The 13,391-nt window shown below is 72.8% G+C and carries 13 protein-coding genes and 2 pseudogenes; 8 read left to right on the top strand and 7 right to left on the bottom strand.

Going from position 1 to position 13,391, the window contains the following annotated elements:
• Positions 1-109: 109 nt before the first annotated feature.
• Positions 110-421 carry a hypothetical protein gene (locus tag JNW89_RS12235; protein ID WP_375155084.1) on the top strand — a complete coding sequence of 104 codons (312 nt, stop codon included), beginning with the start codon at positions 110-112 and terminating at the stop codon, positions 419-421.
• On the opposite strand, the gene JNW89_RS12230 is transcribed toward JNW89_RS12235, so the two are convergent.
• A complete protein-coding gene (locus JNW89_RS12230; RefSeq protein ID WP_238449012.1) occupies positions 408-728 on the bottom strand; it encodes a hypothetical protein in 321 nt (106 codons plus the stop codon). The two genes, JNW89_RS12235 and JNW89_RS12230, sit on opposite strands and share 14 nt — an antisense overlap.
• A gap of 104 nt (positions 729-832) precedes the next feature.
• On the opposite strand from JNW89_RS12230, the gene JNW89_RS12225 reads away from it, so the two are divergent.
• From JNW89_RS12225 to JNW89_RS12210, 5 genes are all read left to right on the top strand, one after another.
• Positions 833-1,276: a hypothetical protein gene (locus JNW89_RS12225; RefSeq protein WP_238449011.1), complete on the top strand. Its 444-nt coding sequence runs from the start codon at positions 833-835 to the stop codon at positions 1,274-1,276.
• A 170-nt stretch (positions 1,277-1,446) separates the two neighbouring features.
• The gene (locus JNW89_RS37595; protein WP_306344849.1) at positions 1,447-1,896 is read left to right on the top strand and encodes a hypothetical protein; all 450 of its coding nucleotides are present in this window, start codon (positions 1,447-1,449) and stop codon (positions 1,894-1,896) included.
• 58 nt (positions 1,897-1,954) lie between these two features.
• Positions 1,955-3,247, top strand: coding sequence for an alpha/beta hydrolase (locus JNW89_RS37585; protein ID WP_375155083.1), 1,293 nt, complete (start codon positions 1,955-1,957; stop codon positions 3,245-3,247).
• Positions 3,248-3,483: 236 nt separating this feature from the next.
• On the top strand, positions 3,484-4,335 hold the full coding sequence (locus JNW89_RS12215; protein WP_238449010.1) for a transporter substrate-binding domain-containing protein: 852 nt from the start codon (positions 3,484-3,486) through the stop codon (positions 4,333-4,335).
• 585 nt (positions 4,336-4,920) lie between these two features.
• Positions 4,921-5,373, top strand: a complete 453-nt coding sequence (locus tag JNW89_RS12210) for a hypothetical protein (protein WP_238449009.1) — start codon at positions 4,921-4,923, stop codon at positions 5,371-5,373.
• A gap of 76 nt (positions 5,374-5,449) precedes the next feature.
• On the opposite strand, the gene JNW89_RS12205 is transcribed toward JNW89_RS12210, so the two are convergent.
• A complete protein-coding gene (locus JNW89_RS12205) occupies positions 5,450-6,073 on the bottom strand; it encodes a hypothetical protein (RefSeq protein ID WP_238449008.1) in 624 nt (207 codons plus the stop codon).
• A 107-nt stretch (positions 6,074-6,180) separates the two neighbouring features.
• On the opposite strand from JNW89_RS12205, the gene JNW89_RS12200 reads away from it, so the two are divergent.
• Complete coding sequence (locus JNW89_RS12200; protein WP_238449007.1) at positions 6,181-6,342, top strand: hypothetical protein; 162 nt, start codon at positions 6,181-6,183, stop codon at positions 6,340-6,342.
• A gap of 181 nt (positions 6,343-6,523) precedes the next feature.
• Positions 6,524-6,994, top strand: a complete 471-nt coding sequence (locus JNW89_RS12195; protein WP_238449006.1) for a hypothetical protein — start codon at positions 6,524-6,526, stop codon at positions 6,992-6,994.
• A gap of 53 nt (positions 6,995-7,047) precedes the next feature.
• On the opposite strand, the gene JNW89_RS12190 is transcribed toward JNW89_RS12195, so the two are convergent.
• From JNW89_RS12190 to JNW89_RS12170, 5 genes and pseudogenes are all read right to left on the bottom strand, one after another.
• Complete coding sequence (locus JNW89_RS12190) at positions 7,048-8,238, bottom strand: acyl-CoA dehydrogenase family protein (RefSeq protein WP_238449005.1); 1,191 nt, start codon at positions 8,236-8,238, stop codon at positions 7,048-7,050.
• A pseudogene (locus JNW89_RS12185) lies at positions 8,235-10,366 on the bottom strand (biotin carboxylase N-terminal domain-containing protein). The gene JNW89_RS12190 and the pseudogene JNW89_RS12185 overlap by 4 nt, the downstream one beginning before the upstream one ends.
• An 11-nt stretch (positions 10,367-10,377) precedes the next feature.
• The gene (locus tag JNW89_RS12180; protein WP_238449004.1) at positions 10,378-11,979 is read right to left on the bottom strand and encodes a carboxyl transferase domain-containing protein; all 1,602 of its coding nucleotides are present in this window, start codon (positions 11,977-11,979) and stop codon (positions 10,378-10,380) included.
• On the bottom strand, positions 11,976-13,172 hold the full coding sequence (locus JNW89_RS12175) for an acyl-CoA dehydrogenase family protein (RefSeq protein WP_238449003.1): 1,197 nt from the start codon (positions 13,170-13,172) through the stop codon (positions 11,976-11,978). The genes JNW89_RS12180 and JNW89_RS12175 overlap by 4 nt, the downstream gene beginning before the upstream one ends.
• A pseudogene (locus JNW89_RS12170) lies at positions 13,169-13,391 on the bottom strand (hypothetical protein); the annotation flags it as partial. The pseudogene JNW89_RS12170 and the gene JNW89_RS12175, both read right to left, overlap by 4 nt.

Here is a 13,391-nt window from a genome sequence, read left to right as displayed (position 1 = left end):
ACCTCGCCGGCCGCGTGGGGCTCGCTGCCGGGCTGCGTCGCCGGCTCGTCCACGTTGACCCTGCCGCCCGGGGGCGCACTGCGCGTCGGGGCTGGAGTGCTTCGGCCCGGTGCGGTTGCGCGGCGACCGGGCCGTGGCGCCGCAGGTGTCCTGCGACGGCCGGCACACCTGGGAGGCCTATGTGGAGGGTGAGCTGCCTCCCGCACTGGTCGGCGCGGGCCACGCGGCGGTCAGCGCGGACCCGGCCGTCCGCCGGGTCTGCAACGCGCGGACCTTCCGGCTCACCAGCGGGCTGGCCTATCCCACCGGCTGGAATCTGGAGATCCTGCCGCCGAGCGGCACGGACACCGGCCGGACCTACCGCTGCCTGGCCGGCAAGGGCGTGGACGCGCTCGCCTCGCCCACCCTCATCGGTCCCTGAGGTCGTCCAGCTCCTCCAGTTTCGCGCGGACGGCCGCGCTGTCCAAGGCGTCGAGGGTGTCCGCGTCGAGCACCGGGGGGCCAGCGTCCGGCGGCCCCGGCGGGGTGCCGCCCGTCGTCGAGGGCTGCTCGCGCAGGGCGGCCACGGCGGTGCCGGCGACCGTGGCCAGCAGCACGCAGAGCAGCGCCAGCCCCACCGTCAGGATGTTGGCGGGGTGCCGCACGAGCAGGGTCACCAGCACCGCGACGGCGGCGAGCGACGCCACCGCCGCCACGGCGCGGGGGTCCGGCCTGAGGATTCGTCCCACCCGACAAGCATCTCCGGGCGGGACGCGCTGTCAATCCGCGCACCGGTGGGTCGCCGGCCACCCGGTGCGATGATCCGATCACTTCGTCCGAAGGGGGAACGCCGATGCGCCGGACGTCCCGGATCGTCGTCGCACTGCTGGTGTCGGGCCCGCTCGGCGCCTGCGGGTCCGGGTCGTCGCCGGAGGAGGCCCGCCCCTCCGTGCTGGTCACCACCTCCGCCGCCGCACCCTCGCCGCCAGCGGCGAGGGTGTCTCTCCCCGAGGCCCTGTCCCGCTACGTGACCGCCACCTACGGTGGCGACCACCGGTACGTCGGTGACTGCGCCAGCGCCCGGCCGGACCCGCGGGCCGTCTGCTCGCTGGAGAAGGGCACTGTGGACGCCGGCACCGGGTACGCCGTCGGCGCGCCGTACAGCGAGATCGACGCTTTCCTGCTGCTGCGGGAGGACGCCGCCGGTTGGCGGGTGGTCGACGACCATGTGCCGCCGGAATCGGGCGGGCCGACCTCCGGGCCGGAGCCGGACTGGTTCGCGAGGGTCGGCTCCTGAGTGGCGGAAGGATGCCAAACAGCGTCGACAATGAAGATTTCGTTACATCGTCCGGATAATTGGTCTCTTTGGTGGTGTTTTGCCGGGCCGCGCTCATTGTCCGCCGCCCCTAGGGTGACGGAGGTCGAGGGTCACCTCGACGTACCCCGTCCTCCACCGGAAGGCAGCACATGCCACGTATTTCCCGGTCCCTGGCCGCGGCAGGAATCGCCGGCCTCTTCCTCGCCGGATCGGCGGTCGCGCCCGCAACCGCGTCGCCCGTCACCACCGGCTGGGGTCGACCCACCACATCGGACCGCACCAGTCCCGCCGAGGCCCGGCGGGTCGACCGCGTGCCCACGCCCAAGCTCGACTGGTACGCCTGCTACGGCTACGCCGAGTGCGCGACCACCCGGTTGCCGCTGGACTACGACCAGCCCAAGGGGGCCACCACCGAGATCGCGCTGCTCCGGGTCAAGGCCCGCGACAAGCAGGCCCGGATCGCAGCCTCTTCCTCAACCCGGGCGGCCCCGGCGGCTCGGGCACGGACATCGCGCTCGCCGCGCCGTACTTCCTCTCCGACGAGCTGCTGGACCGCTTCGACATCGTCGCGTCGACCCGCGCGGCGTCGCCGCCAGTGACAACGTCAAGTGCTTCCCGTCGGTCAAGGACCAGACCAGGGCGTACGCCGGGCTGAACGTGGCGTTCCCGTGGACGAAGGCCGAGGAGAAGGCGTACATCGACTCGTCGAAGGCGGTCGGCAAGGCCTGCTCCACCACCGGCAAGCCGCTGACCGGGGCGATGTCCACCGCCGAGGTCGCCCGGGACATGGAGGTGCTGCGCCGGGCGGTGGGCGACAAGAAGCTCAGCTACCTCGGCTTCAGCTACGGCACCGCGCTCGGCCAGTACTACGCCAACATGTTCCCGGACCGGTTCCGCGCGCTGGTCGTCGACGGGGTGCTCGACCCGAACGCCTGGGTCGGCCAGGGCAAGGCCCGCGGCGACCTCCAGGAGACCCGGCTGCGCAGCGCCGACGGCGCGTACAAGGCGCTGCACGAGATCCTGCTCCGCTGCGACAAGGCCGGCGAGCGGGCGTGCCCGCTGGCGGCCGGCGACCCGGTCGCCTCGTACGAGCTGGTGGCGCAGCGGCTGCGCAAGAAGCCGGTGGTGATCGAGGATCCGGACGGTGAGTCGTTCACCGTGAGCTACGCCGACTTCGTCGGGGCCAGCCTCAGCTCCCTCTACAGCCCGTACGGCTACGCCGACATCGCCTCGATCACCGCCGACCTGCTGGTGCTCACCGATCCGGGATCGGCCACCGCGGCCCGCCTGGCGCAGGCCCGCACGGCCGTCGCCAAGCGCGCCGAGCAGGCCCGGCAGCAGCGCCGGTACGACTTCCCGTACAACAACGGGCTGGAGACGTTCCTCGGTGTCGACTGCACCGACGCGTACCACCCGACGAACGCGGGTGCCTGGCCGGCGCTGACGGCCAAGGAGGACAAGCGGGCCCCGTACTTCGGGCGGGCCTGGGGCTGGAGCGCCGCGCCGTGCGCCCGGGACACCTGGACGGTGCGCGACGAGGACGCCTACACCGGTCCGTTCAACCGGAAGACCAGCGCCCCGGTGCTGGTCGTCGGAAACTACTGGGACCCGGCCACCAACTACGACGCGGCGGTCAGCTCGGCGAAGCTGCTGCCGAACAGCCGGCTGCTCAGCAGCGACAGCTGGGGGCACACCGCCTACGGGACGTCCGCCTGCGTGACCGGCGCCGTCGACGCCTACCTACTCAAGGGCACGTTGCCGAAGAAGGGCACCCTCTGCACCGGTGACGTGCAGCCCTTCGTCGAGGTGCCGGCCGAGCCGGAGACGTCGCGGGCCGCCGCGCCGAAGAGCGCGCTGGCCGCCGAGGGCGAGCCGGCCCGGGGCGAGCCGAAGCGGCTCCCGCCGGTCGTCGCGCCGCGGCCCGCCGTGGGGACGCTGACGCTGCCCTGACGGTGCACTGAAGGACGCCGGGGTACGGCGGGCGCTCGGGTCGCCTGTCGTACCCCGGTCACTTTCCACGCCGATCCAATGACCACCGAAGTGGTGGGAAACCGCTACTGTCGGTGTCCCGCAGGCCGTGTCCGTCAGCGAGGTAGTTCGATGAAAGACAGCTCCTCCCCGAGGTTCCGCTCGGTCGCGACCACGCTGGCCGTGGCGCTGACCCTGACGCTGGCCGCCGCGGCCGGTTGCGACAACCGGCAGGATCCGCCGCTCCCCTCGGTGCTGGACAAGTTGCGCGAGTCGCACATCGACGGCCAGCCGAAGATCAGGGTCGGGGTGGCGGCCACCGAGCCGCTGATGGGCGAGCTGCGCAACGGCACCTACGTCGCTTCGACGTCGAGATCGCCCGGTACATCGCCGCCTCGCTGGGTTACGAGGGCGACCAGCGGATCGACTTCGTCTCGCTGGCCACCGAGGACCGCATCCCGGCCCTTCAGGGCGGCGTGGTCGACCTGGTGGTCTCCAGCTTCTCGATCACCGAGGAGCGCAAGAAGCAGGTCGCCTTCGCCGGGCCGTACTTCGTCACCACCCAGGAGGTGATGGTCCCGAACCGGTTGAAGGACAAGATCCGCACCATCGAGGACCTCCGCGACCCGGCGTACAAGGTCTGTACCAGTGGCGGCTCGACCACCGAGGCAGAGCTGGAGAAACACCAGGTCAAGGCGCTGGTGGTGAAGCGGGTCGGCGACTGCGTCAACGGCATCCGCGAGGGGCGGTACGACGCGGTCAGCTCCGACGAGACCATCCTCGCCGGCTTCCTCTCCCAGTACCCGACCGAGTTCGAGATCGTCGACATGCCGTTCGGCACCAGTGAGACGCTCGGCATCGGGGTGCCGATCGGCGATCCGGCCCTGCGCGACCTCGTCGCCTTCTTCCTCGACAAGAGCTACCAGCAGGGGCGCAGCGGGATCAGCAGTCCCTGGCTGACCGCGTACAACCGGACGCTGGGGCCCTGGATGAAGGCGCCGAAGTCGCAGCCGCAGCCGTTGGACGTACCCAAGCTGGTCGACTTCGACGACAAGGCCCCCCGGCGGTGAGCGCCCCGGCGGTGCCCGCCCAGCGTGACGTGGGCCCCGCCGGGCCGGCGCGGGAGGGGAGCGACCCGGCCGAGCGGCGGGCCCGGGCCAGCCAGTCGTTCTGGACGGCCGTGGTCGGCGTACCGGCGATCTTCTCCGTGCTCCGGCTCGGCGTCGAGGCCGGCGGCGAACTCCAGACCACCCTGCTCCTGGTGGCGAACGTCGGCCCGGTGAACCTGCTGGCCGGCTTCCTCACCACGGCCGCCCGCCTGCTCTCCACCGGCCTGGTCGCGGTCTTCGCGCTCGGCGCGGTGCTCCGGGTGAGCGTGGAGCGGATGCCGGCCGGGATCCGCCGACCGCTCTTCGCCCGTTGGGTCGACATCACCCCGGCCTGGTTCGTGGTCGCCAGCTTCCTGCTCGCCCTGGTCACCTGGCAGCTGCTCTACCTGCCGCTGCTGATCCCGGCGTTCGTCGCCGCCTTCCAGCTCACCCCGGCCCGGTTGCACGAGCAGGTCGCCCCCCCGGCTGCTGCTGCTCGCCGCCCTGTTCGTCGGGTACGCCTGGCTGCTCGCGCCGACCCTGCGGGACGCCTGGCGGCAGGAGGAGTTGCTGGCCCTGCTGTTGCTCGTCGCGCCGCCGCTGCTCGCGCTCGGCGTCACCGGTCCGCTGCCGGCGGCGGTGATCCGGCCACTGGCCTCGCTGACCGAGGCGGCCGTGCTCGCCATGCTGGTCTGGGCCGCGCTGCCGGTGATCAGCACGCCGGTGCTGCCGCTCACCGTCACCACCGTGGAGTCGACGCCCGGCGTCACCGAGGACGTCCGGGGGCACGTGGTGACCGTGGACGACGTGAACGTGGTCCTGCTCCAGGAGCGCGGCGGTGTCCGCTACGTGCCGGTGGACCAGGTGCGCGCCCAGGTGCTCTGCCCCAGCGAGGAGGAACTGCCCCGGCACCGGCTGCGCATCCGCGACTTCCACGTCGAGGACTCGCTGCTGGAGGGGACGGGCCGGCGGGTCCGCCCGGTGCACCGCATCGACGCCGCCTGCCGCGCCGTGCGCTGAGCCGCCCCACCAGAAGTGCGAGGGCCCGCCCGGCGCCCGGGCCCGGCGTCGCCCCGCCGGCCCCGGGCGCGGCCGATCAGCCGAACGCGGTGGTGTAGTACCGCACCCGGTAGAAGCGGGCGCCGCTCTTGCTGTGGTTGCCGGAGCTGAAGTGGATGGTGCGGCTCCAGTCACCCTCGCCGGAGCCCGGCACCACCCAGGTCCGCACCCCGTTCGGCAGCCGGGTGTACGCCTTGACGTGGTCGGCCCCGCTGACCTGGCTGGAGGTGAACTGCCAGCTGTTGCCGGCGTACACCAGTTGCAGCGAGCGCACGTTGTACGACGAGGTGAAGAAGTAGCCGCCGCCGTCGTGGTCGGGCAGGATGTCGTGCCCGACCTTCGCCCGGCCCGCGCCGTCGCTGAAGGTCAGCTTCGTCCGGTACGACAACCGGGTGCTGGACCCGTTGCCGGTGATCCCGTAGAGGCGGACCTCACCGGTGCCCACGGCGATGACGAAGCCGTTCTGGTTGTAGATGACTCCGTGCGCGCCGGGGAAGCCGTAGAACTTGACGGCCCGGGTGCCCGGCTTGCCGCCGTTGGTCGACGGCACGAACAGGTGCAGGCCGCCGCCGCTGGCCGAGCCGGTCGGCCCCTTGGAGGTGGCCACCACGATCGCCCCCTTGCCCTCGATCCGCTCGATCGAGTGCGGGTTGCCGTCCACGGCCGCCTGCCAGACGATCCCCCCCGGTCCGCGAGGAGCTGATCGCACTCTCGTCGATCATCGCGGCCCGGCCCAGGTAGTCGCCCACCCCGGAGGACGTCACCAGCATGACGTTGCCCCAGTTCGCGGTGCCCCGCCGCTTGACGTCCGAGAGGTTCGTCCACGTACCGGTGGTGCTCGGCGCCTTCCACAGCACCGTGCCGCTGCTCCAGGCGGCCGGGTTGAACCTGAGGATCCGACCGCTGGCCTGCTCGGTCGCCATCACGTAGTGGGTCGCGGCCTCGGCCGGCCCGGCGGCGGGCGCGGCCACCGCCGCGCCGGCGAGCCCTCTGAGTACGGCTCTTCTGTCCATGACACCCTCCCCTGTGGTCTGTCACCGCTGATCGTGACAGTGGGGAGTCGTCGGATCACGCTGTCGGTCCGGTCACCCTTTCGGTACGGTTCGCCACGATGACTGATCCACTCTCCGCCGAGCAGGCCGTCATGGCGCTGCTGACGGCGATGCGGACCTGCCGCCGGGACCTGGAGTGGTTCGTCATCGACGGCGTCTGGCTCGGGTACGACTGGCCCGGCGAAGTCCTGTGCTCCGGCCGCCTGGACGTCGGCTGGGGCGACGAACCGGCGCGGTTCGAGATGTTCCAGGAGGTGCGGATGGTCTTCGAGGCGGCGGAGGTGCGCACCAACGAGCTGTACCTCAGGGTGCGCCTGGAGCCGTCCGCCGAGGCGTGCCGGGTGGAGTCGGTGATCGAGGCGCACCTGGACGTGCCGATGGGCCGGCGTGGCGAGGGCTCCCACGTGCTGCACCGGCACGTCTCCATCGGCTTGACCCTGCCGCAGGCCCTGGATGTCCTTCCGGACCACCTGAATGGGCTCTACCGCTACGACGGCTGGACCACCGACCTCGGTCTCCGTCACCGCTGACCGCCCGGGCCGGGGACTCTGACGGGAGCGCCCGGCCGGGGAGTCGAGCGGGCTCAGTAGGACTTGTCCTGGCCGAGGACGTGCTGGGCGACGAAGTTGAGGATCATCTCCCGGCTGACCGGGGCGATCCGGCCGGCGCGTACCGCGCCGAGCAGGGTGGCCACGCCGTACTCGGTGGTCATGCCGGCCCCGCCGAGGGCCTGCACGGCGGTGTCCACGGCCAGCGCGGCGGCCTCGCCGGCGGCGTACTTGGCCATGTTGCCGGAGATGCCGGCCTCCAGGTCGCGGCCGGCGTCGTACAGGGTGGCCGCCTTGTGGATCATCAATCGGGCCAGTTCGACCTGCACCGCCGCGTGCGCGAGGGGGTGCGCCACGCCCTGGTGCGAGCCGATGCTCCGGCCGCCCCAGACCTTGCGGGTGGCGGTGTACTCGCTGGCCCGCTCGATCGCGTACCGGCCGGTGCCGGCGCCCATCGCGGCGACGGTGATCCGCTCCGGGTTGAGCCCGGCGAACAGCGCCGGCAGCCCGGCGTCCAGGGACTCGCCGACCAGCGCGTCGGCGGGCAGCCGCACGTCGTCGAGGTAGAGCAGGAACTGGTTCTCCGGGGAGAGGATCTCCATGTCCAGTTTGGAGCGGGTCAGCCCCGGCGCGTCGGTCGGCACGATGAACAGCGCCGGCTTGAGCTTCTGAGGAGACGCGTCCGCTGAACCGGACTGGCCGTCTCCGACGGCGACACGGGCCACGACCAGTACGTACTGCGCCTCGTCGACCCCGGAGATGTAGCACTTGCGGCCGGAGAGCAGCCAGTCGTCGCCGTCACGGCGGGCCATCGTGCCGAGCCGGTGGAAGTTCGAGCCGGCCTCCGGCTCGGTGATCGCGAAGACGATCTTCTGGGTGCCGTCGGCCAGGCCGGGCAGGTGGCGCTTGCGCTGCTCGTCGGTGCCGTGCTTGTTGATCACCGTGGCGGCGATGGCCGGGGAGACCACCAGCAGCAGCAGCGGGCAACCGGCCGCCGCCAGCTCCTCGCAGACGAGGGCCAGTTCGGTGATGCCGCCGCCCCCGCCGCCGTACTCGGTGGGGATGTTGACGCCGAGGTAGCCCAGCCGGCCGGCCTCGCTCCACAGCTCGGTGGTGTGTTCCCCCGACTTCGCTTTCGCTACGAAGTAGGAGTGACCGTACCTGCGGCCCAGCGCGCGGACGGCGTCGCGGAGCTGGTCCTGCTCGGGGGTGAGGTCGAAGTTCATCGCGGGTCCTCCTCGGGGTTCGACGGCTCCAGGTCGCGGCGCGGCGTCAGACGCGCCGAGCTGGAGTTGTCGATAACGGCCAGCACGGCGCCGGTGTCGACCTGGCCGCCGGCCGGCACCGGCAGTTCGGCGACCACGCCGTCGGTCGGGGCGAGCACGGGGTGTTCGAGCTTCATCGCTTCCAGGGTCAGCAGCAGGTCGCCGGCGGCGACCCGCTGACCGACCGCCACGTGCACCCGGCTCACCGCGCCGGGCAGCGGCGCCAGCAGCGACCCGGCCGCCAGTTCCGTGGTGGGCAGCGGGAACCGGGGCAGCTCGGTCAGGCTCGTCGCCCCGTCCGGGCAGTCCACGAAGACCGCCGACCCCACCCGGTGTACGCGGAACGCCCGGCGCACGCCGTCCACGTCGAGCACGACCCGTTCGGGGGCGGCCTCGACCAGGGTCACCACCGGTGCGGCGGGCCGCGATCCGGCGCCGCCCGTCGGCTCGTCGCCGGTCGCGGCACTTCCGTCCGCTGCCGGGGCGGCGTCGGCCGTGCCGGCCGGGCCGGGATCGGCGGACCGGAACGGTGGCGTGGTGGACCACTCGGCGAGCCCGCCCGTCCGGTCCAGGCGGTAGCGCACCTCGATCTCGCCGCCGTCCGGCCCGGCGTGGCGGGTGAACTGCGGGAATGCCGGCACGTTCCGCCAACCGGAGGGAAGCCCGGCGAGTACGCCCGCCTCGGCGCGGCGGGCGGCGGCCGAGGCGAGCGCGGCGGCCAGCGCCGCCAGCGGCGACCGGTCGGCGGGAGCAGCGGGGCGAAGACCTCGGGGTGCCGGTCCAGGAAGCCGGTGTCCGCCTCGGCCGCCGCGAACTCGGCGCTGCGCAGCACCCGGACCAGCAGGTCCCGGTTGGTGGCGACGCCGTGGAACTCGGCCCGGGCCAGCGCACCCGCCAGCGCCCGGACCGCCTCCGCCCGGGTCGGCGCCCAGGCGACCAGCTTGGCCAGCATCGAGTCGTAGTGCACGCCCACCGTCGAGCCGTCCGTCACGCCGGAGTCCAGTCGCAGCCCCTTCGTCGGGGTGAACGCCCCGGTCACCCCCGAAACGGCGAACCGGTGCAGGGTGCCGGTCGCGGGACGGAAGCCCTGGGCCGGGTCCTCCGCACAGAGGCGTACCTCGATCGCATGGCCGTCGGTCGGCGGGGTCGTCGCCACCGGCAGCGGCTCGCCCTCGGCGACCAGCAGTTGCAGCCGGACCAGGTCCAGCCCGGTGACCGCCTCGGTGACCGGGTGCTCCACCTGGAGCCGGGTGTTCATCTCCAGGAAGTAGAACTCGCCGGTCGGGGCGAGCAGGAACTCCACCGTGCCCGCGCCGACGTAGTCGACGGCCCGGCCGGCGGCCACCGCCGCCTCGTGCAGCCGCTGCCGCAGCTGCGGCCCGACGACGGCCGGGGCCTCCTCGACGATCTTCTGGTGCCGGCGCTGGATCGAGCAGTCCCGCTCGCCGAGGGCGACCACGGTGCCGTGGGTGTCGCCGAAGATCTGCACCTCGACGTGCCGGCCGCGCTCCACGTACCGCTCGACGAAGACCGTGCCGTCGCCGAAGGCGGCGGCCGCCTCGCGGCGCGCGGAGGCGACGGCCTCGGCGAGGTCGACGGCGTCGCGGACCACGCGCATGCCCCGCCCGCCGCCGCCGGCGGACGCCTTGACCAGCACCGGGAAGTCGGTGATCTGGTCGGGGTCGGTCCAGGTCGGCAGCATCGGCACGCCCGCCTCGGCGAGCAGTGCCTTCGCCTCCATCTTGTCGCCCATCGCGGCGATCGCCTTGGCCGGCGGGCCGACCCAGGTCAGCCCCGCGTCGGTCACCGCCGCGGCGAACTCGGCGTTCTCGGCGAGGAAGCCGTAGCCCGGGTGGACGGCGTCCGCGCCGGTCCGCCGGGCCGCGTCCAATATCTTCTCGATCCGCAGGTACGTCTCGGCCGGGGTGTTCCCCGGCAGCCGCACCGCGTGGTCGGCCTCGGCTACGAACGGCGCGTCGGCGTCGGCGTCGGAGTGCACGGCGACCGTCTCGATGCCGAGCGCGCGGCAGGTGGCGAAGACCCGGCGGGCGATCTCGCCCCGGTTGGCGACCAGCAGTCGGGTGATCATGAGTGTGCCCCTCACATCCGGAAGACGCCGAAGCCGTCGGCGCCCTTCACCGGTCCGTTGTGGATCGCCGACAGGCAGAGCCCGAGGACGGTACGGGTGTCCCGGGGGTCGATCACCCCGTCGTCGTAGAGCCGGCCGGAGAGGAAGAGTGCGCCGGATTGGGACTCGATCTGCTGCTCGACCATCATCCGCATCGCCGCGTCGGACTCCTCGTCGTAGTCGCGCCCCCGGGCGGCGGCGGCCTGCCGGGCGACTATGGAGAGCACCCCGGCGAGCTGCGCCGGCCCCATCACCGCCGACTTCGCGTTCGGCCAGGTGAACAGGAACCGCGGCTCGTACGCCCGGCCGCACATGCCGTAGTTGCCGGCGCCGTAGGAGGCGCCCAGGTTGACCGTCAGGTGCGGCACGGTCGAGTTCGAGACCGCGTTGATCATCAACGCGCCGTGCTTGATGATGCCGCGCTGCTCGTACTCGGTGCCGACCATGTAGCCGGTGGTGTTCTGGAGGAAGACCAGCGGGGTGTCGGCGGCGTTGGCGAGCTGGATGAACTGGGCAGCCTTCTGCGCCTCCGCGCTGAACAGCACGCCCCGGGCGTTGGCCAGCACCCCGACCGGGTACCCGTGCAGCTCACCCCAGCCGGTGACCAGCGCCGTGCCGTAGGCCGGCTTGAACTCGTCGAACTCACTGCCGTCGAGCACCCGGGCCAGCACCTCCCGGGGGTCGAACGGCACCTTGAGGTCGGCGCTGGCGATGCCGAGCAGCTCCTCTGGGTCGTACTTGGGGAGCTGGGGGATTGGGTTGCGCGGCGGCGGGCCCTGCTTGCGCCAGTTGAGCCGGCGCACGCACTGCCGGGCCAGCCGGATGCCGTCCCGCTCGTCCTCGGCCAGGAAATCGGCCAGCCCGGACGTGCTGGCGTGCATCGCCGCCCCGCCCAGCGACTCGTCGTCGGTGACCTCGCCGGTGGCCATCTTCACCAGCGGCGGACCGGCCAGGTACACCTGCGACCGGTCCCGGATCATGATGACGTGGTCGGACATCCCGGGCACGTACGCGCCGCCCGCGGTGGCGTTGCCGAAGACCACGCTGACCGTGGGGATCTTCGCCGCGGAGAGCCGGGTCAGGTCGCGGAACACCCGGCCGCCCGGGATGAAGATCTCCGCCTGGGTGGGCAGGTCCGCCCCCGCCGACTCGACCAGGTTGACCATCGGCAGCCGGTTGGCCAGGGCGATCTCGCCGGCCCGGCGGGTCTTCGCCAGCGACCAGGGGTTGACCGCTCCGCCGCGTACCGTCGGGTCGTTGGCGACGACCAGGCACTCCACGCCCTCGACCACGCCGATGCCGGTCACCACGCTGGCCCCGACCGGGAAGTCGGTGCCGTACGCCGCCACCGGGGACAGCTCCAGGAACGGGCTGTCCGGGTCGAGCAGCAGCTCGATCCGCTCCCGGGGGAGCAGCTTGCCGCGCGCGTGGTGCCGGGTCACGTACTTCTCGCCACCGCCGGCCCGGGCCCGGTCCAGCGCGGCGTCCAGCTCGGCGAGGCGTTCCAGCAGGGCCTCCCGGTTGGCCCGGTAGGTCGGCGAGGAGGGGTCGAGCGTGCTGTCCAGTGTGCTCACAGGCCCATGCCCTTCGCGATGATCTCGTTCATGATCTCGGTGGTGCCGCCGCCGATGCCGAGGATCCGGGCGTCCCGGTAGTGCCGCTCCACCTCGGCGTCGCGCAGGTAGCCGAAGCCGCCGTGCAGTTGCAGCGCCTGGTCGACCACCTGGTCGCAGGCGGCCACCGCGACGTTCTTCGCCATCGCCACCTCGGTCACCACCGGCTCGCCCGCCGCGACCCGGGCGGCCACCTCGTGCACGTACGCCCGGGCCGCCTCGGCGCGGGTGTGCATCTCGGCGAGCCGGTGCCGGACCAGTTGCCGGCTGGCCAGCGGGCGGCCGAAGGTGGACCGGTCCCGGCACCAGCGGGTGGCCAGCTCGACGCAGCGCTGCGCGGTCGCGTACGCCTGGGTGGCCAGCGAGAGCCGCTCCGCGGCGAAGTGCTGCATGATCGCGAGGAAGCCGGTGTTCTCCTCGCCGATCCGGTTGGTCACCGGCACCCGGACGTCGACGAAGGACAGTTCGGCGGTGTCCGAGCAGTGCCAGCCCAGCTTCTCCAGCCGGCGCCCGACGGTGAAGCCGGGCGTGCCCTTGTCGATGACCAGCAGGCTGAGCTCCCCGCTGCCCGGGAAGTCGGTGCAGACCGCGGTGGTCACGAAGTCGGCCCGCACCCCGCTGGTGATGTAGGTCTTCGAGCCGTTCACCACGTAGTGGTCGCCGTCCCGGCGGGCGGTGGTGCGGATCGCGGCGACGTCCGAGCCGCCGTCCGGCTCGGTGATCGCCAGCGCGCCGATCATCGTCCCGGCCAGGGTGGGCCGCACGTACCGGTCGACCAGGTCGTCGTCGCCGCGGAGCTGGCCGCCGCCGAGCCGGCCGCGGAGCAGGCCGCCGCTCTGGCCGCCGGCGGCGGCGACCATGTGCGGCAGCGCGATGCCGTGCGTGAAGAGGGCCGCGATCAGCCCGGACGAGCCGCCGGAGCGGATGATCTCCTCGGTGACGACGATCGAGTCGAGCAGGTCGCCGCCGCTGCCGCCGACCGATTCGGGGAAGCCGATGCCGAGCAGGCCGATCTTCGCGGCGGTGGCGTGCAGCTCGCGCGGCACCTCGCCGGCCCGCTCCCAGTCGGCCAGGTGCGGCAGCACCTCCCGGGTGACGAAGGCCCGGGTCAGCTCGCGCAGCTGCCGCCGTTCCGGGGTGTCCACGATGCTCATGCGCCGGCCTCCCCGACTCGTTCCGGTGACCCCGCCGGCCGGTCCGCGGGCAGGTCGACGACCCGGCAGCGCAGCAGCTCCCCGAGCGCCTTGGCCTGCGGGTCGAACCGCGTGGAGGCGGCCACGCCCTGCCCGAGCAGCCCCCGCACCACGAAGTTGACCGCCCGCAGGTGGGGCAGCTCGTAGCGCTCGACGGTCAGCGGGGCGGTCTCCGGCAGC

Source organism: Micromonospora sp. 4G55, assembly GCF_016803375.1.
This window is presented reverse-complemented; position numbering and strand designations above follow the sequence as displayed.